This window comes from Herbaspirillum autotrophicum (assembly GCF_001189915.1).
Classification (GTDB): Bacteria; Pseudomonadota; Gammaproteobacteria; order Burkholderiales; family Burkholderiaceae_D; genus Herbaspirillum; species Herbaspirillum autotrophicum.
The window spans coordinates 1-20,930 of sequence record NZ_LFLS01000052.1 but is presented as its reverse complement, the minus strand read 5'-3'; the positions used below and the strand labels follow the sequence as shown (position 1 = coordinate 20,930).

Here is a 20,930-nt window from a genome sequence, read left to right as displayed (position 1 = left end):
AGATTGCCGGGGGACTTGCTGGTGAATGCTTACTTCGGGCAGTCCTCAAACACATCCTTGGGTGGATACACCTTGGTGATCTTCATGATGTAAGCCGGATACGGCGGCTTGCCGGCCACCACTTCACCCCACAGGCCATCCTGGCGTGCCTGGTGATCGCAGGCTTTCATTTCCTTGAGACCTTCGACCGAATTGGGGCGGGTGCTGTTGGCAAATGCCTCTACCCATTTTTCCTTATCCCAGGAACCGGTCTTTTCCACCACGTCGAGCCACCACGACATGCCGTCATACGCTTCGCCGGCGGCGCTGGATGGGTACTCGTGATATTTCTTGCGGAATGCTTCGACGAATTTGCGGTTGGCCGCATTGTCGACGGTGAAGTGATAACGCACGCCGGAATTGACGCCCAGCGAAGTCGGGCCGACCCCGGTTGCCATGGTTTCATCGGCAATCACCGGACCGAAAATCTTGCGCGTCTTGCCCAGATTGACCTGACCCGCCTGTTTCACCATGGTGACCGCATCGGAACCGGTCATGAACAAGGCCACGCCGTCAGCGTTGGAGCGGGCGATCTTGTCGACGATGGAAGAAAAGTCGCGGTTGCCCAGCGGCGGGAAATCGGCGCCGACGATTTCAATGCCGGCCTTTTCCGCTTCCTTGCGATACCACTCCCAACTGTCGCGCGTGGCCTGATAATCGGCAGTCACGCCATACACGCGCTTGAGTTTTTGCTCTTTGCTGTAGCCGAGCGCCATGCGCTGTTCCATGCCCAGCGTGTTGGACGTGCGGAAGGTATACCGCGAACCGCCTGGCAGCGTGATCTTGTCATCGGCCGACATGGTGACCAGATGCGGAATCTTGCGCTGCTTGGTGATGTTCATGATGGCGATGGTCGAGGCCGAGCTTACGGCGCCGAAAATCATTTGCGAACCATCGGCGATCAGGCGCGTGGTCTTTTGTACGGCGGGCTGCGGCTTGGTTTCATCGTCTTCCCAGGTAACCTGGATCGGCTTGCCCAAGACTTTACCGCCGCGTTCTTCGATGGCGACTTCCACGCCTTTGCGCATGTCTTCGCCAAAAATCCCGTAAGTACCGGACAACGACACTACGCCGCCGATCTTGAAGGTGTCCGGGTCTGCCGCGTGTGCAGCGGTGGTACAGGCCAGTGTCGCGCACAGGCCGAATGCTGGTAACAGGTACTGATAAGTCCTTTTCATTACTGTCTCCGATGATTTGATTTTTATTTATAAGATATTACGAGCTTCTCGTGATATCTCACGAACTGCTTCGTGGAATAATACCAATATTCTGATTGCATGCAAGTGAATTTTTTCTCGCGCTCTTTTCAAGGGAATAAATGACGCTGTGCAACAAAGGAAGTCGCGGCGGTGCCGCAGTGGGCCTGGCGAACAGCGGGGTGCGGTTGCTCACTGATGTTGGCGCGAGTGCGCTAGACTGCAACGTCCGGGGTTTCCCGGCATATATCAACAAGGGGAAATAATGAAACTGGCAATCGCAGCAGTTCTGTTGGGGATGACAGGCTTTGCCGCACAGGCAACGCCGTTGGCAGATGTCATCAAAGCCGTCGGCGCAGGATCGGTGATCAGCGCCGGGGGGGCAATCCAGGCACCCGAAGTGAAAGGCCGCAAAGGCAGCAAACGGGCAGGCGGTTCCGGCAAGAGCGGCAAAGGCGGCCGTTACGTCGGCGGTCGTTGATGTTTGATGGCTGACGGTTGAAAGCAGCTGCGGTAATTGCCGCAGTTGTCCGTAGTTGTTGTTTCCGGCAGTACTTCCTATCGGGCGCCGCACGCATTTGCCCCGGCACCCGCAACTATTGTTCTGCATCGTTTCGCCTGATTTTTCCGTGGACGATGGCGCCGGCCTTCCATCACAATGGAGGCTGTTCAGAACAAGGAAATCAAATGGATAAGCGCATTCGCCACGGTTCATTGGAAATGACCGGGGCCATGCTGATCTCCGGCAGTATCGGCTGGTTTGTGGTGGCATCCGGGCAGCCGGTATTGAATGTCGTGTTTTGGCGTTGCCTGTTCGGGGCGCTGGCCTTGCTGGCGATCTGCGCCTGGCGCGGCTTGCTGCGGCGCGATGCCATCAGCTTGCGGGTGCTGGGCTGGGCGGCCTTGGGCGGGGTAGCGATTGTGGTCAACTGGGTAATGTTGTTTGCCGCCTATTCGCGCGCATCGATTGCGGTCGCGACCACTGTCTACAACACGCAGCCGCTGATGCTGGTTATCTTGGGCGCGCTGTTGTTGCGCGAACGGATCGCGCTCGACAAGTTGTTCTGGCTGGGCGTGGCGTTTGCCGGCATGCTGGTGATCGTCAATGCACAGGCCGGCACCAGCTATGCCAGCGGCAATTACATGGAGGGTATCGGGCTGGCGCTCGGCGCCGCGTTTCTGTACGCGATTGCAGCCATGATCACCAAACGCCTGAGCGGCACGCCGCCGCATCTGATCGCCTTGATACAAGTCAGCGTCGGCATTCTGTTGCTGGCACCGCTGGCCAACTTTGCGGTCTTGCCCGTGCATGTCAGCGGCTGGGGCTATCTGGTGACGATGGGCGTTTTGCACACCGGCGTCATGTATGTCTGGCTGTATGGCGCGATACAAAAATTGCCGACGGTGATCACCGGCACGCTGGCGTTCATCTATCCGGTGGCGGCCATTGCGGTGGACTGGATCGCGTTCGGCCATCGCCTGCAACTGTTGCAGTGGTGCGGTATCGCTGCGATTCTGCTGGCCACTGCCGGCATGAGTTTCGGCTGGCGGCCGGGCCAGCGGCAATTGACGTGAAGCGTTGATGCGCCGGCCGGGCTGTACATATTAAAACAGCCGGCGAGCAGTGAAACTCGTAGAATTTGCGGGTGGCATCGTCATGCCATTCCGATCAACGATGTCGCCTCTGTATCAACATTCCGACCAGCCGATGAATTCCACCTCCGTCTTATCTCGATCCTTGCAATCGCCAGTCCCGGCACAACGGCAGTCATTGGTGGACGCATTGCGCGGCTTCGCATTGTTCGGCATTTTGGTGGTGAATCTGGTGGCCTTTGCTTCGCCGTATTACGGGCTGGGCATTCCTGATCCGAATGCGCAATCGCCTGCCGGTCAGGCTGCGGCGTTACTGATTGCCGGCTTGTTTGAAACCAAATTCTATTTGCTGTTTTCGTTTTTGTTCGGCTACAGCTTCACCTTGCAGATGGAGTCGGCGCAGCGCGCCGGCGCCTCTTTCGTGCCGCGTATCTTGCGCCGTCTGCTGGGGTTGTGGGTGATCGGTTTGCTGCATGCCCTGTTTCTGTATCACGGCGATATCCTCACGACCTACGCAGTGCTGGGTCTGGTGTTGCTGCTGTTGCGGCGGCAGCCGGATGCCCGGCTGTGTCGCTGGGCGCTGTGGTTGATTCTGGCCACGGCCTTGCTATGGGCCGGTATCGGCGTGCTGGCGAATGCCGACCCGATGACCATCAGTACTGCCGATGCGCCGGCGCGCGCGGCGGCGGCATTGGCGGCATATCGCGGCACCGCGGCGACGGTAGTGGCACAGCATTTGTATGAATTCACGCAAGTCTGGGCCGTGCTCGGGTTGATGCAGGCACCGACGGCACTGGCGATGTTCTTGCTCGGTCTGGTAGCTGGCAAGCGTCGCCTGTTGGCGCAGGTCTCGCCGCAGCGGCGACTGTTCCGACGGCTGTTGCTGGCCGGCGTCGTGATTGGTTTGCCGGGGGCCGCGCTGTATGCCTGGACCTCGGTCAAGCTGATGGGCGTGCCGGAAATTTTCGGTTTGTCGCTCAGCTTGCTGACCGCGCCGTTCCTGACGGCCGGCTATGTCGGCGGCATGATGCTGTGGTTCGACACCAGACGCGGCCGCATGCTGGCCGACCTGCTGGCACCGGCCGGTCGCATGGCGCTGTCCAATTATGTATTGCAGTCGCTGATCTGCGCGCTGATCTTCTTTGCTTACGGTTGGCGTCTGATGGGGCAGGTGGGGCCATTGGCCGGACTGGGATTGGCCGGCCTCATTTTTGTCGCGCAACTGGCATGCAGCCGCTGGTGGCTGCATCATTTTTCTTATGGCCCGCTGGAATGGCTGCTGCGCGGGTTCACCAATCTCCGGCTGTCACCGCTGCAACGCCGGCAAACGCCAGGCCATTGATCATGCCGGCGGCGCCGGGTCCGTTGCCGCCGGCATCAGCGGAGCGGTAGCCAGCGGGCCGCTGGTCAGCACCATGGTGGACGGCTTGGAAATGGATATGTTTGCCTCGGCCAGACGCTTCAGGATGTCGAACAACAGTTCGCTGCGCACGCCGTAGGCCATGCGCGGCGACGCCACGTAACCGGTGGCGTTGAACATCAGATTGCTGCCATCGATACCATCGAGCTGGACGTTGGGCGCCGGCGTGTCGAGTACGTTGGCATGCGCCTGAAATGCAGCCAGCAACAGTTCGCGCGCCTGCGCCGCATCGGTGGCCAGCGGCAGCGGCAACTTGATCTGGACCAGCCCGAGCGGGTTGGTGTGGGTCACATTGCGCACGGTCTTGGTAATGAATTCCGAGTTCGGCACGATCACGGTGGAGCGGTCGCTCATCTGGATTTCAGTGGCGCGCACATTGATGCGGCGGATGTCGCCTTCGACCCCGCCCAGCGATACCCAGTCACCGACCTTGACCGGTCGTTCGGCCAGCAAGATCAATCCCGACACAAAGTTTTGCACCACTGCCTGCAATCCAAAACCGATCCCCACCGACAAGGCGCTGGCGACCCATGCAATCCGTTCCAGGCCGATGCCGACGGCTGACATGGCGAGTGCCACGGCCAATACGCTGCCGACATAACCGAACAGCGTCGAGGCTGAGGTTTGCATGCCGGGATCGAGGCGGGTAGTCGGCAGGTAGCGGGTTTCCAGCCAATGCTTGAACACGCGCACCGCCAGCAGCGACAGCCCCAATACCAGCAGCGCTTGCAACACCGCGCCCGGCTTGATGGCAATTTCACCGATGCTGACGCCGTCATGCAAACGATCGGCGCGATGCATCAGTTCGATGGGGGTTTCGCCAAACGGCGCCGCCAGCAACATGAAGGCAACCAATACCAGCACCAGACGCGCGGCCCCGGACAACAGCACGGCGGCCTGATCGCGGATCTTGGAAGTAGCGGCGGCGGGAACGCTGCCGTCAACCGCATCTTCGGCCTGCGCGGCACTGCCGATGCTGGTGCAGATATCGTCGATCAATACTGCCAGCAGATAGCAGGAACTCAATACGATCAGCGTCCATGCTACCTGGCGCACCACAAAACTGCCGAGCGCGACATAGCCGGTCAGCAGGCAGCACAGACTGAAGCCCAGAATCACCCATTGCAAGACGATGATGCCGCGCAGCCAGAATGCATGCAGCGGTTGCGGATTGGCCGGGTCGCTGCGCAACTGACGCCATTTGCGGGCCCCGCGCAACAGCCAGAAGGTAATGGTCAGACTGAGCAGCAGCGCCGTGATGCAATTGACCGCTACCGCCGTCGCCAGACCGGCATTGACCAGCGCCGACAAGCGCTCGCTGAGCCAGACCAGTACGATCACCACCGCCAGCATCGAGGGGAAACCGCGCATCCGACGCGCCAGTGCATCGGACAGCGGCAGCAAGCGCCAGGTCGGGCGCGCCGGCAGCAACAAGGCTTGACCGAGACCGGCGATATAACCGCCGAAGCTGATCAGGCCCAATGCGCTCAGCAGGAAGTTGACGGTTTCTTCCGGCAGCGGACTGTTCCAGCGCAAGCCGGTCAACAAGGCAAAGCCGATCAGCGCCGGCGTCGCCGCCGTCAGCGCCACCACCGTCACTGCATGCAAGGACCGGCGCAAGCGGCCGGGCGGCACTTTGGTGGCAGTCAGATTGAGCAGCAAGCGTCCGGCCACGATCCGCAGCACGCCGATGCCGAGAATGCTCAGCGCCACCAGCATCCAGACCGTGGTGGGCGTGGTCTTGGCCGCATCACGCAATTGTTTGCCGAAGGCGTTGACGCGGCCGATATCTTGCGGCACATCATCGGCCAATTCACTCCAGAAATCCGGCGCCAGAATGGCGGCGGTGCGTTCTCCCAGACGTTGCTGGAAACGCGTGCGGCGCAGGACGGATACCTGCGCCGCAACTTGTTCTGCTTCTACCGACAGCAGGCCGGCCAGTTTGGCCTGCGAGTCGAGCTGGCTGCTGGATTTGGTGAGCTGTGCACGTTGCGCGGCGACATCGCCCGGCTCCTTGACGCCATCCGGCGCTGCGCCTAGTTCAGCCAGCCGCGCCTGCACGCTGGTCAATGCCGGATTCAGCAGCGCGGCGGTTTTGTCGGCGCGACTGGCAGCATCGATGGCGCTGGCGCGCAATTTGATCAGGGTCGCATCATCCGGCTTGCCCTGCATTTGTTGTTGCACGGTATTGATATTTTTGCGGATCTCATCCAGCGTGGTATCGATCTGCGCCAGATCGGGCGCCAGCGGATCAGCCGCCAGTGCCGGCCGCATGCTGCCGGCAAACAGGAACATCAGACTGAGCGCCAGCAGTATGCGCAATGCAACATCACGCAGGGAGCGGCGGCGGGCAGAGGGTGTTGCGTTCATCTTGGGGTTCGCGGGCGATTCAATGAAGGAAGCTTGCAGTATAAGTGCTAAAGCCTTTCGGGCTTGGCACAGTTGTCGGGGCGGCAAGGAAGCATCTTGCTCCAAGGCAATTCTTGTCGATTGTTCATCGCCTGCCATCAAATTGAAAGTGCAACTTATTTGTTGCACATTGCCGCGCGCCGGCGCACAATCAAATGCAACCAATTCATTGCGCTTTATTAATGGGCGATGTCTTGGCGGTTGGCCGCTGTCTCTTTTTCTATCGGAGGATATATGGAACACTATCGTCGTCAAATGACCTTGTCCGCTTCGCCTGCCGTGGTATATCAGGCGCTGGCGACGCAACAGGGTGTGCGTAACTGGTGGACCCGGAACTGCGAAGTCGCTGAAGTGGTTGGCGGCCGCGCCGTATTCCGGTTTGATACCTGCTGGAAGGTGATGCGCATCGCGCAATTGTTGCCGCAGCAAGAGGTAGTCTGGCAGTGCATCGACGCCAATCTTGACGTGGCAGGGCTGACAACCGGCAATGAATGGGTCGGCACCCGTATCGTATTCCGGCTGGCGCCGGCAGGGGGCGGCAAGACCCGGCTGGCGTTTGAACATCAGGGACTGACGCCGGACTTGCAGTGCTTCGGTATTTGCCAGGACGGCTGGCATCTTTTTCTCGGCAGCCTGCAAGCGTATGTGGATACCGGCAGCGGTCAACCGTTTGGCGCCGCCGCAGCCACAGATGCAGCAACGGAACCGATGGCGCACGCGTGATTTTTGTTCGTCATCACCCCCTTCGAATTTTGTGAACCAAGGAACATCATGACTACCACTACTGCAGCCAGCGAGACGGATCGCATCGAACGCAGCATCCATATCAAGGCGCCGCGCTCGCGGGTCTGGAACGCCCTGTCGAATGCCGAAGAATACGGCAAATGGTTCGGCGCCAATCTGGCCGGCCAGACCTTCGCGCCGGGCCAGCGGGTGCAGGGACCGATCACCATCAGCGGCTTTGAACACATCATGTTCGACATCATCATCGAGCGGATCGAGCCGGAACACCTGTTGTCGTATCGCTGGCATCCCTATGCCAAGGATGCCACGCGCGACTATTCCGGCGAGCAGCGCACGCTGGTGATATTTACGCTCAAGGAAGTGGCCGACGGCACCTTGCTGACAGTGACCGAAACCGGCTTTGATCAGGTACCGCCGGATCGTCGCATGGAAGCGTTCCGCATGAACGGCAATGGCTGGGAAGGGCAGTTGCGCAACATTGATCGCTATGCAAGTGCGCGCTGACAAACTGCTGCCGGCACCGGGCGATCTGGCAGCGATCTTCTTTGCACTCGGTGATAAAACGCGCCTGCAACTGGTAGCGGTGCTGTGCGCCGGCGGCGCGTTTTCGATTGCGCAACTGACCGACAATACCGACCTCACGCGACAGGCCGTCACGCGTCATTTGCAGGTGCTGGCCGATGCTGGTCTGGTCACGGATGTGAAGAGTGGCCGTGAACGATTATGGCAATTCGAACCGGGACAGATGGACAAGGCACGCGAATCGCTGGAAATCATCGGCCGCCAGTGGGAGCATGCGTTGGGCAATTTGAAGGCGGCGCTGGAACGGTAATGTTCCGCCCGAGGCGTCAGGCCGCGCTGCTGCCGACACTGTCAGCGCGGCACATCGGCCGTCACCGGCGCGCGCTGTTCTTCATGAATCCCGGTCGTGGCAAAGCGCTCGCGGTAGAGCTTGGGTGTGATGCCGAGACGTTTCTGAAATACCCGGCGCATGTGGTCGTCGTCGCTGAAGCCGCTGTGTGCGGCAATTTTCTTGATGGGCAGACTGACATCGGCCAGCAATTGCTTGGCCAGTTCGAGACGCCCGGTCTCAATGAATTCCTGCGTGCTCTGGCCGACTTCCTGATGAAATACGCGGGCGAAATTGCGCACGCTCATCATGGCTTTTTGCGCCAGCGTGGTGACCGACAGGCGCTGGTCCAGATTTTCCAGAATCCAGTTTTGCAATTCGCGGATATTCGGGCGCGCGGTTTTCTGCGTCAGCAAATGCGTGCTGAATTGCGATTGACCGCCCGGACGTTTGAGATAGACCACCATGTCGGTGGCAACGTCGAGCGCCAGTTCGCGGCCGAAATCCTCTTCCACGAAAGCCAGCGCCAGATCGATCCCGGCCGTGACCCCGGCCGAGGTCCACAGATTGCCGCTGCGCACGAAAATGGCATCGGCATCCACCTCGATGGCGGGAAATTGTTCTTGCAACAACTGCGCCACGCTCCAGTGCGTGGTGGCGCGCTTGCCTTCCAGCACCCCCGCCGACGCCAGAAAAAAAGCCCCCGAACATAACGCTGCCAGCCGGTTCAGTTGCGGATGAACAGCCACGATCCAATCCACGATAGGCCACGCATGTTGCAGTGCATTGCCGATATGGCGGGCGCCGACGATGATGGCGTCATCCGGCAGCGCCAGAGTATTGACGGCCTTGCTGGCATGCAGCGACATCTGGGTGTCGGAGGGCACCGGGCCGACACTGGTCGAGGCGATCCGCACGTCATAGCCATTGCTCTTGCGCTGCCGTTGCAGATGCAGATTGGCGTATTCGAATACCGACAGCGGCCCGATTGCCTCCAACGCCTTGAAGCCCGGATAAACAATGATGTCGATGGTTTTGGTGGTGTGTGGTTTCACTGCGGTCATGGCAAGCGGTTGCGGTTCGGCCTATGTTGGAACGGTAGCGGGACTGTTTACCGGTGTTGTGCTGCGGCGCGATGCGCGCCGGCACCCCTCAAATTCGGGTCATTATGGCAGCATTTTCGGCCAATCATGCAGCGCTTTTGTCATCTGCGGGCGTTGATCCGCGACAATTGCCAACACTGACTTCCTCACCTGACAAGAGACCGAAAATGAAAACCAAAGCTGCAGTTGCCTGGCAGGCCGGCGCCCCGCTGACCATCGAACAAGTGGATCTGGCTGGACCGAAAGCCGGCGAAGTATTGGTCGAGATCAAGGCCACCGGGATTTGCCATACCGATTACTACACCTTGTCCGGCGCCGATCCGGAAGGCATCTTCCCGGCGATTCTGGGGCATGAAGGTGCCGGCGTGGTGGTTGAGGTCGGTCCCGGCGTTACCAGCCTCAAAAAAGATGACCACGTGATTCCGCTGTACACGCCGGAATGTCGTCAATGCAAATTCTGTCTGTCGCGCAAGACCAACTTGTGCCAGGCCATCCGGTCCACTCAGGGACGCGGCCTGATGCCGGATGCCACCAGCCGTTTTTCGCTGGATGGCAAGCCCTTGTTTCATTACATGGGCACGTCCACTTTTTCCAACTACATCGTGGTGCCGGAAATCGCGCTGGCGAAAATTCGTTCCGACGCCCCGTTCGACAAAGCCTGTTATATCGGCTGCGGCGTCACGACCGGCGTCGGTGCGGTGGTGTTTTCGGCCAAGGTTGAAGCCGGCGCCAATGTAGTGGTATTCGGACTTGGCGGTATTGGTCTCAACGTGATCCAGGGCGCCAAGATGGTCGGCGCTGACAAGATCATCGGCGTCGATATCAACCCCGGCCGCATCGAAATGGCACGCAAGTTCGGCATGACGCATTTTGTCAATCCCAAGGAAGTCGGCAATGTGGTTGATCACATCGTGCAGTTGACCGATGGCGGCGCCGATTATTCCTTTGAATGCATCGGCAATACCACCACCATGCGCCAGGCACTGGAGTGCACCCACAAAGGCTGGGGTCAGTCATTCATTATTGGTGTTGCTGCCGCCGGCGAGGAAATCAGCACGCGCCCATTCCAGCTGGTGACCGGCCGCGAATGGAAAGGCTCGGCCTTCGGCGGCGCGCGCGGCCGTACCGATGTGCCGAAGATTGTCGACTGGTACATGGAAGGCAAACTCAATATCGACGATCTGATTACCCATACCTTGCCGCTGGAACGCATCAATGAAGGTTTCGACCTCATGAAAAGCGGCGAGTCGATCCGTTCCGTGGTGTTGTATTGAGGGGGCGCGATCATGCTTTCGATGCGTGTTGAAAACTACCGGCGATTGCATCATCGCTATCCACAACAATAAAAACCGAGGGCGAATGCCCGAACCAACCAGGAGATCATCATGAGCAGCACCCAAATTCATCCGGCAGTCGATCACGGCATTGTTGCCGCCCAAGCCGGATTTGCCGGCGGCAAGCTGAGCTGCAACTGTGCCAGCCATAAAGTCGAAGTCAGCGTCAGCGCCCAGACTGCACACAATCACGTGTGCGGTTGTTCCAAATGCTGGAAACCGAAAGGCGCACTGTTCGCCCAGATCGCCGTGGTCGGGCGCGACAAGGTACAGGTCACCGCCAATCAGGACAAACTGGCGGTAGTCGACCCGGCCGCCGCGATTCAACGTCACGCCTGCAAGGAATGCGGCGTGCATATGTACGGCCGCATTGAAAATCAGGCCCATCCATTTTATGGCCTTGATTTCGTGCATACCGAACTGTCGGCTGAAAGCGGCTGGGCCGCCCCCGGATTTGCCGCCTTTGTGTCATCGATCATTGAGTCGGGGGCCAACCCGGCGCATATGGATGCCGTGCGCAATCGCCTCAATCAACTCGGCCTGCCGCCGTATGATTGCCTGTCGCCGCCATTGATGGATGCGATAGCCACCCATGTGGCGAAGTCCAGAGGCGTAGTGTTTGCGGCATAGACTATCGACTGACATCCTGCAGTCATGCCAGTACGTGTTCGACAGCCCGCGCCAGCGGGCTTTTTTGCGGCGGCCGGTCAGGGCCTGATCAGGCAAATGAATTCTTCAAACTTGCCCGAAGCAGGGGCCGGAATCCGGTCGGCAAACAGGGTGAACTGAATCCGGAACGGATGGCCGAGCGAAGTGCAGATCAGCGTGCTCAACCGATCTTGCTGGCCGGCACTGAGCGTTTCACGGCACACCAGCAGTACCTCGATCAGATCGGCGCTGTGTTGCAGCAATTGATACTGCACGATGGGCGCAATCTCCAGAAACTGATCGAAGCCGAACAACGGCCAGCGCCGTGAACCATTGACCCGCACCATGTTGCGTTCGCGCCCGACAATCCGTTGCAGCGTCGGCAAGCCGCGACCGCAACGGCAAGGCGCGGCGGCTTGTGCATAGTCGCCGGTATCGTAACGGATCAGCGGCGTGGCAAAGTTGTGCAGGTCGGTGACGATCACGCGGCCGATCTCGCCGGGCGCGCAGGGCTGACCCTGTTCATCAATGACTTCCACGATATAGCCCTCGGCCATGGTGTGATAGTGGCCGCTGACCGGGCATTGTATTGCCAGCGTCCCGAGTTCCTGCGAACTATAGGTATCGGCGATATCGACCCGCAATATGGCTTGCGTGCGCTGGCGCAGCGACGGCGAGATGTTTTCACCGATGGTGCGGATCTGGCGCAAGCCGGGCAGGGTGATGCGGCGCGCCTCGCATTCGTCGAGCAATGCCGCCAGATTGCTGGGGTAGGTCAACAGATAATGCGGCGCAATCCGCAACAACCATTCCAACTGGACTTTCACATCCGTGCTGACCAGCATGGCATGCGCCGGTCCGGTCGCAAAATACAGCGACACCGGGGCCCCCCAGTCGGCCTGGGTGATCGGCTGCGCCGACGGCAGGCTGGCGCGGATCACCGCCAGCGTCTGCCGGAAATCGCGCTGATGCCACAACTGCTCGCGCAACGTGAACGCCAGCCAGAACAATTGATTGATAGCGGTGCGCGCCACCGACACCGGCTCACCGGTAGAACCGGAAGAACTGGTTTCATGTACCGGCTGATGCGCAGCCGGCACCTCGCCGCAGCGCAACGGCACCTGCTGCGACTGCACCGCGCGCCGCTCCAGCACCGGCAACGCCCGCAAACCTTCAGCCGTACACAGTTGCGCAGCCTGACAGGATGCGCTTTCCATGCGGGCGCGAAATGCCGGGGAATGGACGGTTGCATGTTGTATCAATGCCGCCAGCTGGCGCGCCTGCTGCGCCGCCAGTTGCGCCGGCGTCAGCCATTGCGTGGCTTCCAGCTGATGCATCAGCGCCAGCAGCGAAGCCGGCATGCCGCCGCTGAGCGGCGGCCAGACAATGCCGGGCACGTCGCTGCGGATGGTGCTCAGGGACGGGGCCGCGTCATGGCTGTGTTGATGGTGTGCTGTAAGCGGCATCTGTTGAACTTATAAAAAACGGCAACAGAAGTTGTCGCCAAACGATGCCGGCGAGTATAGCGGGCGGCGTTCTTGCCAATCTGAGCGAATCTGAGCAATTGGGGCTGCGTCGGGAATGGGAAGGGATTTATGGCATTTGTGTGACAAACGACAGTCTGGCGTTGCCGGGAACGTCTAGTCGGACGGGATGAGATTTTTGAAGTGGCGACATGGAGATATTGAGGTCGCGCTGTTGCGAGATATCGCAAGTAAAGGAGTTGCAATGTCTTTTGTCACTGAACGAATTTCTGACATTGCTTTTAGTTTTACGTGAAGAAAGTTTTCTCCAGCCACCCTCGGTAAATAACGATGGTGCCAATCAGCGGTTGCGTGATTTCCACATTGAATCGGAATTTTCCCTCTTCCTCGAATTCGTATGTGTTTCCGGCAGGAGCCCAGGTCGCGGGCAGAGGGATGTTGAGCACGCTCCAGTTCCGTACCACAAAGTACAGTCTTTCATCCTCGGCCAACAGTGTGATGCCAAACCTGAACGGGCCGAAGCGTTCGCACAACAAGTTTTCTGATTTTCCTGTTCCGGGTGTCAGGTCGCTGGAAAAAGTCTTGCCGCCAATGGTGCGTGTCCAGTGTTCATGTATCGCGTTCCATGCGGCCGGTCAGGGTCGACAATGTAGATCTCGAAGTTGGTCGGGATATTTGTGACATTTTTATGGAAAACGACAGTCGGGTCTTGTCGAAATCGTCTAATAAAAAAGGATGTTTTTTTTGAAATTGCGACATGGAGATATGGGGTCGCGCTGTTGCGAGATATCGCAAGTAAAGGAGTTGCAATGTCTTTTGTCACCGAACGAATTTCTGATGAAGAGTTTTTGAAGTACAACATCGCGAAAACCTGCTACGGAGATCAGGCCGAGGGAAAAAGATATTGGTCTATTGATCGTGACAGGGATATCTACTTGCGCCGCGCATGGATAGATTGGCAATGTCCATCAGACGAATATTGGTCGTTCTACTGGAAAGGCGTTGAAGGCTGTGTCAGGACATTTACTCTCGACTTTATTTCTGAAGAAAATGGCTGGAGCAAAGAGTCTATTCGTGTAGGGCTGTCGCCAGTCATTATGGCGTCTGGACCAGAAGATGTAATTAGAAACGATTTCATGGAGGCGTATCGGTCACATAGCGATAACAGGAAATCTGTTATTGCTTTTAGTTTTGTATAAAGAGGAAATAATGTCCGAAATTACAGCGCAGGTAGCATTAGATTTACTCAGAAATAGCCCAGAAAAATATAACACGTCTGATGCTCTTAAAGCACTCGCCGACCGGATTTCTGTCGATGCAAAAGGTGGTGTGACGGTCTTATATAGTGGCAATTTGGGGAGTATCAAGGATCTCGCAGGAAATGTGCTCACCCCTGGACTTAAAAATCCGGTGACAGTTTAGTTCGGCAATGGAAGGTGGATCAATTAGGTAGAGGTAATTCTGTGAGCACAGGGATAGCAGCGTCGGTCGTCAGGCCCTGTATTTTGGTGTTATTGCGCAAAAATGAGAAAGAGATTCACCGGGATAAGAACTAAATTTATGACATTTATGTGACAAACGACATTCTCTCCTTGCCGGAATCGTCTAGTCAAACAGGACGATTTTTTTCGAAATCACAACGAGCAGAGCAGCGTTGACACGAGTTGAGGTCATCCGGATTTCCTGATTCCATCTACGTATAACAAAAAATTGAACATGAATCTATTCGGCATCGTCGCACTCAGTCTTGGTATCGGTTGCACTGCGTGCAACGATCAATCTATAGGAGTATCACCAATGCTGGAGCCGCCATTGAAGCCGGGACAGATTCTGGACAAGAACAGTGAGTACGCAAAAAAATGGCCAGGGCGGCCGGCGTTGTTCAAGCTAAAGGACAATCTAATTCTTGCGATACCACCGCAATTCAATGCTTTCTGGCGCCAATATGATCGATGGGGAAGAGATCAAATGACACGCCCTCCGTTGCCATTGAAAGATATTCCACAAATGCCACTTATCGGCTTTCAAATGTTTTTCCCGGATTTTAGTGGTTATACCCAGGACAATTATCGGAACGAATTTGATGAGGATATGGTGTCGATTGTAGACGTTACGCCTGTAACAATGGCTGAAGCTGAACCAGGCGCGGCGGGTCATCATGTTCCGAATGTGTTGCCGCGTTTGTGGGGGGGAAGTCAGCCATTTATTTCAACGTCGTACGAAGAAAAATTCGGACTGCGTTGTTATGAAATGTTGCAGCTGCCTGATGGCATGGGACGGAAGCAATACTGCATCGGTCAACGTGATGCTGCCAATGATGAGTATTTGCTGTTGGAAATATTCCTTCCTCCCTTTGAAGATTGGGTGAGATTTCCAATAATGCAAGCTAAATATTTCAGTAAAAAATATGAAGGGGTGGAAGTCGTTTGGCGTGCACACGTCAAACATCTGAAAGATTGGCATCGCATAGATCAACAAATCTGGGCGTATATAGATGCGTGGAATATTGCGAAAGCTAACTGATAGTAACTGTTGACAAAAAAAGGAAGAAACATGAGCGGCAGTACTCAGGAAAAAAATCTTACCTTGGCTGGTGCGTCCGCCAATACTGGATACCGGAATGATATTGCCGGGTGACGATAGCGTCGTGGCGTGCGCGCCGGAATATGATGCGGCCATGGCGCTGACACTGCCAATTGCAGTGGATCTCGCTTTATGTCAGAACGCCTCGACTAAAAGTGCGTGGGCATCCATCAAGTTACAGTCGGCAGCTTTGGGTGAAGCCAGAGCCGCTTATTTACCGACGATCAACGGTAGTCTGAGCAGGGTTCTTGATCATACGACGTACCCGAATTCCAACTTCTCATCGACCACACTTAAAAGTAATACGATGTATGGAAATTTGTCGTGGCGGTTGTTCGATTTTGGCGGCCGCGATGCCAGCAATCGTTCTGCAGCGGCATTGCTGGAAGCCGCGTTGGCCAATCACGATGCGGTGTTGCAAAAGACATTGATCATGGTGATTGGCGCCTATTCCGATGCGCAAAGTGCGTGGGTGACTTGGCAAATCCGGAAGAAAAACGAAGAACTGGCGCAGCAAACCGTACAGGCAGCGCAGCGCAGGGAGAAGCGCGGCTTCGGTTCTCAGAGTGATACCTTGCAGGCCATGACGGCGCAAGCCAGAGCGACGCTGGGAAAGAGTCGCGCGGATGGTGACTATAAAAAAGCGCTGGCGGTATTGATCTATACGACAGGATTGCCGGCAAACACATCGCTGTTCTTGCCGGACGACCTGCAAGATACGGTTCAGCATGTCCGAGAAGATTTGAATGACTGGCTGCTGCAGGCCCAAGTTCATCATCCGGCAATTATTGCAGCAAAGGCGCAGTTGAGTTCCGCACAGGAACGCATCAAGGTGGTTCGTTCGGAAGGGTTGCCGACGCTTGATTTGACTGCCAGTCTATATCAAAACGGTCGGCCCAATCAGGGGCTGACCCCAGCATCAACCCGCGAGGCGCTGATCGGTATCGCCGTCAATATTCCCTTGTTTGATGGGTTTTCGAATACCTACAAGGTGCGCGGAGCACAAGCGCAGGTCGAGCAAAAGCAGGCCGAGCTTGAGGACGTGCAGCGTCAGACTTTGATGGAAGTTGTCAAGTCGCATGCCGATGCTGCCATGGCACTGAATAATCTGGAGGCATCGCGCAATTTGCTGGAGACGGCACAAGCAGCATTGCAGAGCGTGCAACGCAAATTTGATGTGGGGGCTGCCGATATTCTGGAAATGCTCAACAGTCAGTCGGCGCTGCTGGACGCACAGCAAGAGCGCATACGATGTCAGGTTGACTGGCGCGCTGCCCGTTTGCGTTTGCTGGCCAGTGCCGGGGTGCTGGGACGGGCGGGGATTGCACAGAAAGCGAGCCGCTAGCTGTTGCATCGTTTCAATCTGCTCATCGCGACAACACCACCTTGCCGTCAGCGCCTCATGGTAGGATTCCATTTCGAACAAAGGAGACATCATGGAAACCAATCAAGGCTACCCATATCGCGGTTACGTAGTGGTTGTGCGTACGCTGCTGCTTGACAGCGGCCGGTCTTCAGCAAGCTTTACCGTCCAGGAAGGCGAAGATGGCAAGGGCGAGGTCCGGTATACGGGCAATCTGGGCAAGGAAGACTTTGCCACTGACGTTCAGGCCAAGGACCGGGCGCTGGTGATTGCCAATGACTGGATCGACAAGATTCTGATCCCGGTCTGAAATTCACTGCGGTTGCCATCCGGTCAGCCGGTCCATGTCATGGGCCGGCTTTTTTACGTGTGCCTGCCGGCTTACTCGGCCGCTGCCTGAAACGCCAGCGCTGCGTGCAGCAAGCCGGCATGCAAAAACGAAACGCCACAAAACAGCAATGCCAGCAGCGTACTCCAGAGCAAGGCCATGGCCGGCGAGCCCGGTGTGCCGTTGAGGCTGGACAGCGGTCCCATCAGGTCATGCAGGAAGCCGGAACTCCAGCCCAGCACCAGGAAGATCAGGCCGCCGCTGACCAGATTGCTGCCCAGGTAATGCCACGCCAGCGTCAGCCGCCGGGTGAAGGGCTGGCGGTGATGGCGCTGGTTGCTGCGCACAATGGCGACGCCGTTGCTCACGGCGACGGTCAGCATCAGTGCCGGCCACAATAAAGGATAGTCGCTGCGGGCATCGATCAGCAGCAGGGTGCCGATGATCCACAGCGTCGGCGCCAACAGCGTACCGGCCAGCCATGACAGCAGTTGCCAGCGCCACCATGGCGTGCGCCACGCCAGCGGCGGGCGGGCATGGGCCTGATCGAGACGGTTGCCGGTATCGTGCGCGACGCCGGGTGCGGCGCTCAGCAGTAACGCCAGACTGCGGCTGCAGGCGCTCAGACAGCGCTGCCAGATCATGTGTTTTACCATGCCATGTAATCCTTGTTGCGGCGCACACGCTGTTGCCGGGTTCTGGTGCGCGCCTGTGTTCAGTGTCGCTTGTTACTTAGACGGTTGAGCGCGGCCAAGACCGCAATTTATTTTCATGCGGACTATTTGCCGGCACCGGCGACGATTACATCAAGCGGTCATAAACCATTGCTAGCATTGCCGCTTTCGCACATCGTTACGACCCGGCGGACCGGCGTCGTGCTGCATCCAATTGCCACCAGCTCATTCCTTCTCTGTTCGCTATCCGGCCGCGCAGCCGTTGCCGGCAGCCGCGGCGCAACTGCGTCTGGCCGGGCGCGCCGGCATGCTGGCACTGGTGTGTTGCGTCTTGTTGCTGAGCACGCCGGCACGCGGTAACGGCGCGGGAGCGCAACCACAATCCTTCGATATTCCAGCGCAGCCGCTGGCGCTGGCCTTGCAGCGCTATGCCAATGACATCGGCGCCACGGTTTTTTTTGATAACACGCTGACTGCCGGCAAGCAATCGAGGGCGTTGCACGGCATGTATACAGCAGAGCAGGCATTGAGCTTGTTGCTGGACGGTTCCGGGCTGGAGGTGCGGCATATTTCGGCGACCGCTTTTACGCTGATACCACGCGGCGGCGCTGCCGTTGCCGCCGGCACCGCTGCCCATGCTGCCCCGGTGCCGGGGCAACTGCCGGCGCTTGCCAATCCGCGCGCGCTTCAGTCCATGCTGGAACAAGTCCTGTGCAAGTCGCCGCAGACCCGGCCCGGGACGTATCGGGCCCTGATTCAGTTATGGATCGATCCGGCCGGCGTGATCCGGCGCAGCGCCTTGCTGGCCAGCACCGGTCTGGCTGTACGCGATGAAGCCTTGCGGCAGGCCTTGTCGACCCTGGTGCAACGGCCGTCCCGTGAGGACGCGGTACAGCCGGTGGCAATCTTGCTGCTGCCGCGCACCGATGGCGTGGCCGAGGTCTGTGTACCTGCGGCCAACGATTTCTGAGGCGGCGATGGAAGACAATACGCCTGCACTGTTGCGCAAACTGCTGGTCTCCGGTTATGCCGATTTTCGGATGCGCCTGCGCCGCCGCTTTGGTTCGGAAGAAGTGGCCGACGACGTCTTGCATGAAACCTGGCTGCGCGTGCAGCGCATGAATGATCCCGGTCCGATCAAGAGTCCGCTGGCGTATCTGTTGCGGATTGCCATGAATATCGCTGAGGACCGGCGTGAAACCAATGGCCGTCTGCTCAATTTTGTTGAAGTCGAAGAACTGCTGCACTTCGCCGATGAAACGCATGATCCGGCACGGATTGTCGAGGCGCGTGACGATATCGCTGCGGTGCAGCGGGCGCTGGCCGAATTGCCGGCGCGGCGGCGGGCGATCTTCCTGGCCTCGCGCGTGGAAGAAATGCCGCATAAGGATATTGCCCGCATGTACGATGTGTCGATCCGCATCGTCGAACGTGAAGTCAAGGCGGCGCTGGTGCATTGCGCCGAACGGATGGGGCGTGAAGTGATTCAGCGGTTCGGTCCCGGCGCCGGAAAACAGTCTTAGCACCATGGCACAGATACATTCCCAGCAGCCGGAGACCCGGCACGAGGTATTGCAGGCACAAGCACAAGAGTGGCTGGTGCGCCTGACATCGGGCCAGGCCACCACCAACGATGCCCGCGCCTACCAGCGCTGGTGCGCGCAAAGCGCGGCGCATGCCGCCGCGATGGCCGAGGTGTCCCGGGTCTGGAGTGCGGCGCAGCAGGCCGGACAAGCATTTCCGGCGGCGTTGCGGCAGCCGTCGCCGGAACGCCGCATGCGGCCGGCACGACGTGCCTTTCTCGGTGGTGCGCTGGCAACCGCCGTCGCCGGCTGGATGCTATGGCGGCCACCGGCCGGGTTGTGGCCGGGGCTGGCCGACATGAATGCCGATTACCGTACCGCCACCGGCGAGCAGCGGCAATTGCAATTCGATGGCCAGATTCAGGTTGCCATGAATACCCAGAGCAGTCTCAATCTGGTGCGCGAAGCGGTGGACAGTGGCGGCAGCGTTGGCGCCGGCAGCAGTCCGGCGACGCTGGAATTGCTCAACGGCGAAGCGCAAATGCAATTGCCGGCGACCACGGCCTTGACGGTGCTGGCCGCCGGTGGCCGCATCGATGCCCGCAGCGCCGCGCGTTTCAATGTGCGGGTCAGCGGCAAGCAAGCCTGTGTCACCTGCATGACCGGTCAGATCGAGGTCAATTACGCTGGCCGTGTCTTGCGCGCCGAGGCCAGTCAGCAAATTACCTATGGCGCCGGTACGGCCGAACTGGCCGCTGCCACGACTGCGGTCGGCACCCTCAATGCCTGGCGCAACGGTGTGCTGGTGTTCGACAACACACCGCTGGTGTCGGTGGTGGAAGAAATCAATCGTTATCGTCCGGGCAAGATCATCGTCACCAATCCCGACCTCGGCCGGCGCCGGGTGCAGGCCCAGGTGCGGCTGGATCAGATGGCCGATGTGGTGGCGCTGATCCGTACCGGCTATGGCGCCGAGGTGACGACGCTGCCGGCCGGTATCGTGTTGCTGAGCTGAACCGGATCCGGCAAGAAATTGGTGACATCGGTTGTCATCAAATTGTCATTAAAAATTTTTCATTCCCGTTGTCGGTCATCTCCGGCGACACCCGTCTCTACAGCAAGCAGCAATGCCAATGCAAATCTTTTCACGGGGCCGGGAATGAACAAACGTACACGAGTTGGTGCAAGCAAACGTATTGCGGCGACGCCGCCACCAGTATTTACCTTGGCGCCGCTGACGCGCGCGATTGCCGTGTTGATCACCATGAGTGGCGCACTCAATGCGGCGCATGCGCAACAAGCCTTCAGCAGCGCCTGGTTCGGCGCCAAGAGTGCGGTGCAGGCGAGTGTCGCTGCTACCGGTCGCTTGCCCAACGGCCAGCCGGTATCGAGTCTGAACAGTCCGCTGGCGCAGCAGCAACAAGCCGCTGCACAATTGCAGCGTTCGATTGGCAATCTCGGTGCGGCAGTGCAGACACTGGCAGCCGCGCAAGCGGCGCAGGCTGCGGCCCGACAAGCGGCGATTGCGGCTGGCAGCAACATTCCCAATGGTCTCGGCACTGGCGGTCTGGTAGTCGATACCAACAGCCTGACCAAAGGCTGGTACAACGCCAACGGCCCGGTGCAAACGGTGGCTGAC

General features: G+C 58.4%; 23 protein-coding genes. 17 read left to right on the top strand and 6 right to left on the bottom strand.

Going from position 1 to position 20,930, the window contains the following annotated elements; translation table 11 throughout:
* Nucleotides 1-29: 29 nt before the first annotated feature.
* On the bottom strand, nucleotides 30-1,217 hold the full coding sequence (locus AKL27_RS25500; protein ID WP_083439299.1) for an ABC transporter substrate-binding protein: 1,188 nt from the start codon (nucleotides 1,215-1,217) through the stop codon (nucleotides 30-32).
* 283 nt (nucleotides 1,218-1,500) lie between these two features.
* On the opposite strand from AKL27_RS25500, the gene AKL27_RS25495 reads away from it, so the two are divergent.
* The 3 genes from AKL27_RS25495 to AKL27_RS25485 all read left to right on the top strand — a co-directional run bounded on the left by AKL27_RS25495 (nucleotide 1,501) and on the right by AKL27_RS25485 (nucleotide 4,170).
* Complete coding sequence (locus AKL27_RS25495; RefSeq protein WP_050465711.1) at nucleotides 1,501-1,716, top strand: hypothetical protein; 216 nt, start codon at nucleotides 1,501-1,503, stop codon at nucleotides 1,714-1,716.
* Between the two features lie 206 nt (nucleotides 1,717-1,922).
* Entirely contained in the window at nucleotides 1,923-2,810 is an 888-nt protein-coding gene (locus AKL27_RS25490; protein WP_050465710.1) for a DMT family transporter, read from the top strand.
* A gap of 163 nt (nucleotides 2,811-2,973) precedes the next feature.
* The gene (locus AKL27_RS25485; protein WP_408609789.1) at nucleotides 2,974-4,170 is read left to right on the top strand and encodes a DUF418 domain-containing protein; all 1,197 of its coding nucleotides are present in this window, start codon (nucleotides 2,974-2,976) and stop codon (nucleotides 4,168-4,170) included.
* On the opposite strand, the gene AKL27_RS25480 is transcribed toward AKL27_RS25485, so the two are convergent.
* Entirely contained in the window at nucleotides 4,171-6,618 is a 2,448-nt protein-coding gene (locus tag AKL27_RS25480) for a DUF3772 domain-containing protein (RefSeq protein ID WP_050465709.1), read from the bottom strand.
* 273 nt (nucleotides 6,619-6,891) lie between these two features.
* On the opposite strand from AKL27_RS25480, the gene AKL27_RS25475 reads away from it, so the two are divergent.
* The 3 genes from AKL27_RS25475 to AKL27_RS25465 are packed head-to-tail and all read left to right on the top strand — an operon-like array spanning nucleotide 6,892 to nucleotide 8,233.
* The gene (locus tag AKL27_RS25475; protein WP_050465707.1) at nucleotides 6,892-7,380 is read left to right on the top strand and encodes an SRPBCC family protein; all 489 of its coding nucleotides are present in this window, start codon (nucleotides 6,892-6,894) and stop codon (nucleotides 7,378-7,380) included.
* 48 nt (nucleotides 7,381-7,428) lie between these two features.
* Nucleotides 7,429-7,905 carry an SRPBCC family protein gene (locus AKL27_RS25470; protein WP_050465706.1) on the top strand — a complete coding sequence of 159 codons (477 nt, stop codon included), beginning with the start codon at nucleotides 7,429-7,431 and terminating at the stop codon, nucleotides 7,903-7,905.
* A complete protein-coding gene (locus AKL27_RS25465; protein ID WP_050465705.1) occupies nucleotides 7,889-8,233 on the top strand; it encodes an ArsR/SmtB family transcription factor in 345 nt (114 codons plus the stop codon). Before AKL27_RS25470 ends, AKL27_RS25465 begins: the two co-directional genes overlap by 17 nt.
* A 41-nt stretch (nucleotides 8,234-8,274) precedes the next feature.
* Here AKL27_RS25465 and AKL27_RS25460 read toward each other — a convergent pair whose 3' ends face one another.
* A complete protein-coding gene (locus AKL27_RS25460; protein ID WP_050465704.1) occupies nucleotides 8,275-9,315 on the bottom strand; it encodes a GlxA family transcriptional regulator in 1,041 nt (346 codons plus the stop codon).
* Between the two features lie 206 nt (nucleotides 9,316-9,521).
* On the opposite strand from AKL27_RS25460, the gene AKL27_RS25455 reads away from it, so the two are divergent.
* Complete coding sequence (locus AKL27_RS25455; protein WP_050465703.1) at nucleotides 9,522-10,628, top strand: S-(hydroxymethyl)glutathione dehydrogenase/class III alcohol dehydrogenase; 1,107 nt, start codon at nucleotides 9,522-9,524, stop codon at nucleotides 10,626-10,628.
* 111 nt (nucleotides 10,629-10,739) lie between these two features.
* On the top strand, nucleotides 10,740-11,318 hold the full coding sequence (gene gfa, locus AKL27_RS25450) for an S-(hydroxymethyl)glutathione synthase (protein WP_050465702.1): 579 nt from the start codon (nucleotides 10,740-10,742) through the stop codon (nucleotides 11,316-11,318).
* A gap of 77 nt (nucleotides 11,319-11,395) precedes the next feature.
* On the opposite strand, the gene AKL27_RS25445 is transcribed toward gfa, so the two are convergent.
* Both AKL27_RS25445 and AKL27_RS28820 read right to left on the bottom strand, forming a co-directional pair.
* Nucleotides 11,396-12,802, bottom strand: a complete 1,407-nt coding sequence (locus AKL27_RS25445) for a phenylacetate--CoA ligase family protein (RefSeq protein WP_050465701.1) — start codon at nucleotides 12,800-12,802, stop codon at nucleotides 11,396-11,398.
* Nucleotides 12,803-13,107: 305 nt separating this feature from the next.
* Nucleotides 13,108-13,437: a DUF4166 domain-containing protein gene (locus AKL27_RS28820; RefSeq protein WP_083439297.1), complete on the bottom strand. Its 330-nt coding sequence runs from the start codon at nucleotides 13,435-13,437 to the stop codon at nucleotides 13,108-13,110.
* Nucleotides 13,438-13,629: 192 nt separating this feature from the next.
* Here AKL27_RS28820 and AKL27_RS25435 point away from each other — a divergent pair, with 192 nt between their 5' ends.
* The 5 genes from AKL27_RS25435 to AKL27_RS25420 all read left to right on the top strand — a co-directional run bounded on the left by AKL27_RS25435 (nucleotide 13,630) and on the right by AKL27_RS25420 (nucleotide 17,076).
* Nucleotides 13,630-14,019, top strand: a complete 390-nt coding sequence (locus AKL27_RS25435; protein WP_050465698.1) for a hypothetical protein — start codon at nucleotides 13,630-13,632, stop codon at nucleotides 14,017-14,019.
* 10 nt (nucleotides 14,020-14,029) lie between these two features.
* A complete protein-coding gene (locus AKL27_RS28000; RefSeq protein WP_157057106.1) occupies nucleotides 14,030-14,242 on the top strand; it encodes a hypothetical protein in 213 nt (70 codons plus the stop codon).
* A 294-nt stretch (nucleotides 14,243-14,536) separates the two neighbouring features.
* Nucleotides 14,537-15,343: a hypothetical protein gene (locus AKL27_RS25430; RefSeq protein WP_157057105.1), complete on the top strand. Its 807-nt coding sequence runs from the start codon at nucleotides 14,537-14,539 to the stop codon at nucleotides 15,341-15,343.
* A gap of 154 nt (nucleotides 15,344-15,497) precedes the next feature.
* Nucleotides 15,498-16,748: a TolC family protein gene (locus tag AKL27_RS25425; protein WP_198156090.1), complete on the top strand. Its 1,251-nt coding sequence runs from the start codon at nucleotides 15,498-15,500 to the stop codon at nucleotides 16,746-16,748.
* 91 nt (nucleotides 16,749-16,839) lie between these two features.
* Nucleotides 16,840-17,076 carry a hypothetical protein gene (locus AKL27_RS25420; RefSeq protein ID WP_050465695.1) on the top strand — a complete coding sequence of 79 codons (237 nt, stop codon included), beginning with the start codon at nucleotides 16,840-16,842 and terminating at the stop codon, nucleotides 17,074-17,076.
* 71 nt (nucleotides 17,077-17,147) lie between these two features.
* Here the strand turns inward: AKL27_RS25420 and AKL27_RS25415 are convergent, their stop codons facing one another.
* Nucleotides 17,148-17,750 carry a hypothetical protein gene (locus AKL27_RS25415; protein ID WP_157057104.1) on the bottom strand — a complete coding sequence of 201 codons (603 nt, stop codon included), beginning with the start codon at nucleotides 17,748-17,750 and terminating at the stop codon, nucleotides 17,148-17,150.
* A gap of 232 nt (nucleotides 17,751-17,982) precedes the next feature.
* Here AKL27_RS25415 and AKL27_RS25410 point away from each other — a divergent pair, with 232 nt between their 5' ends.
* The 4 genes from AKL27_RS25410 to AKL27_RS25395 all read left to right on the top strand — a co-directional run.
* Nucleotides 17,983-18,738 (top strand): secretin and TonB N-terminal domain-containing protein, encoded by a 756-nt coding sequence (locus tag AKL27_RS25410; RefSeq protein ID WP_157057103.1) that lies wholly within the window; start codon nucleotides 17,983-17,985, stop codon nucleotides 18,736-18,738.
* Between the two features lie 7 nt (nucleotides 18,739-18,745).
* Complete coding sequence (locus tag AKL27_RS25405) at nucleotides 18,746-19,291, top strand: RNA polymerase sigma factor (protein WP_050465692.1); 546 nt, start codon at nucleotides 18,746-18,748, stop codon at nucleotides 19,289-19,291.
* 4 nt (nucleotides 19,292-19,295) lie between these two features.
* Complete coding sequence (locus AKL27_RS25400; RefSeq protein WP_050465691.1) at nucleotides 19,296-20,306, top strand: FecR family protein; 1,011 nt, start codon at nucleotides 19,296-19,298, stop codon at nucleotides 20,304-20,306.
* A 144-nt stretch (nucleotides 20,307-20,450) separates the two neighbouring features.
* Nucleotides 20,451-20,930, top strand: a 480-nt coding sequence (locus tag AKL27_RS25395) for a hypothetical protein (RefSeq protein ID WP_157057102.1), incomplete at its 3' end; no start/stop codon positions are given.

Bases quoted from the DNA above. Each gene is read 5' to 3' on its own strand.
- AKL27_RS25500 (WP_083439299.1), bottom strand. From the start codon at position 1,217: ATGAAAAGGACTTATCAGTACCTGTTACCAGCATTCGGCCTGTGCGCG.
- AKL27_RS25495 (WP_050465711.1), top strand. From the start codon at position 1,501: ATGAAACTGGCAATCGCAGCAGTTCTGTTGGGGATGACAGGCTTTGCC.
- AKL27_RS25490 (WP_050465710.1), top strand. From the start codon at position 1,923: ATGGATAAGCGCATTCGCCACGGTTCATTGGAAATGACCGGGGCCATG.
- AKL27_RS25480 (WP_050465709.1), bottom strand. From the start codon at position 6,618: ATGAACGCAACACCCTCTGCCCGCCGCCGCTCCCTGCGTGATGTTGCA.
- AKL27_RS25475 (WP_050465707.1), top strand. From the start codon at position 6,892: ATGGAACACTATCGTCGTCAAATGACCTTGTCCGCTTCGCCTGCCGTG.
- AKL27_RS25470 (WP_050465706.1), top strand. From the start codon at position 7,429: ATGACTACCACTACTGCAGCCAGCGAGACGGATCGCATCGAACGCAGC.
- AKL27_RS25465 (WP_050465705.1), top strand. From the start codon at position 7,889: ATGCAAGTGCGCGCTGACAAACTGCTGCCGGCACCGGGCGATCTGGCA.
- AKL27_RS25460 (WP_050465704.1), bottom strand. From the start codon at position 9,315: ATGACCGCAGTGAAACCACACACCACCAAAACCATCGACATCATTGTT.
- AKL27_RS25455 (WP_050465703.1), top strand. From the start codon at position 9,522: ATGAAAACCAAAGCTGCAGTTGCCTGGCAGGCCGGCGCCCCGCTGACC.
- gfa (WP_050465702.1), top strand. From the start codon at position 10,740: ATGAGCAGCACCCAAATTCATCCGGCAGTCGATCACGGCATTGTTGCC.
- AKL27_RS25445 (WP_050465701.1), bottom strand. From the start codon at position 12,802: ATGCCGCTTACAGCACACCATCAACACAGCCATGACGCGGCCCCGTCC.
- AKL27_RS25435 (WP_050465698.1), top strand. From the start codon at position 13,630: ATGTCTTTTGTCACCGAACGAATTTCTGATGAAGAGTTTTTGAAGTAC.
- AKL27_RS28000 (WP_157057106.1), top strand. From the start codon at position 14,030: ATGTCCGAAATTACAGCGCAGGTAGCATTAGATTTACTCAGAAATAGC.
- AKL27_RS25430 (WP_157057105.1), top strand. From the start codon at position 14,537: ATGAATCTATTCGGCATCGTCGCACTCAGTCTTGGTATCGGTTGCACT.
- AKL27_RS25425 (WP_198156090.1), top strand. From the start codon at position 15,498: ATGGCGCTGACACTGCCAATTGCAGTGGATCTCGCTTTATGTCAGAAC.
- AKL27_RS25420 (WP_050465695.1), top strand. From the start codon at position 16,840: ATGGAAACCAATCAAGGCTACCCATATCGCGGTTACGTAGTGGTTGTG.
- AKL27_RS25415 (WP_157057104.1), bottom strand. From the start codon at position 17,750: ATGGTAAAACACATGATCTGGCAGCGCTGTCTGAGCGCCTGCAGCCGC.
- AKL27_RS25405 (WP_050465692.1), top strand. From the start codon at position 18,746: ATGGAAGACAATACGCCTGCACTGTTGCGCAAACTGCTGGTCTCCGGT.
- AKL27_RS25400 (WP_050465691.1), top strand. From the start codon at position 19,296: ATGGCACAGATACATTCCCAGCAGCCGGAGACCCGGCACGAGGTATTG.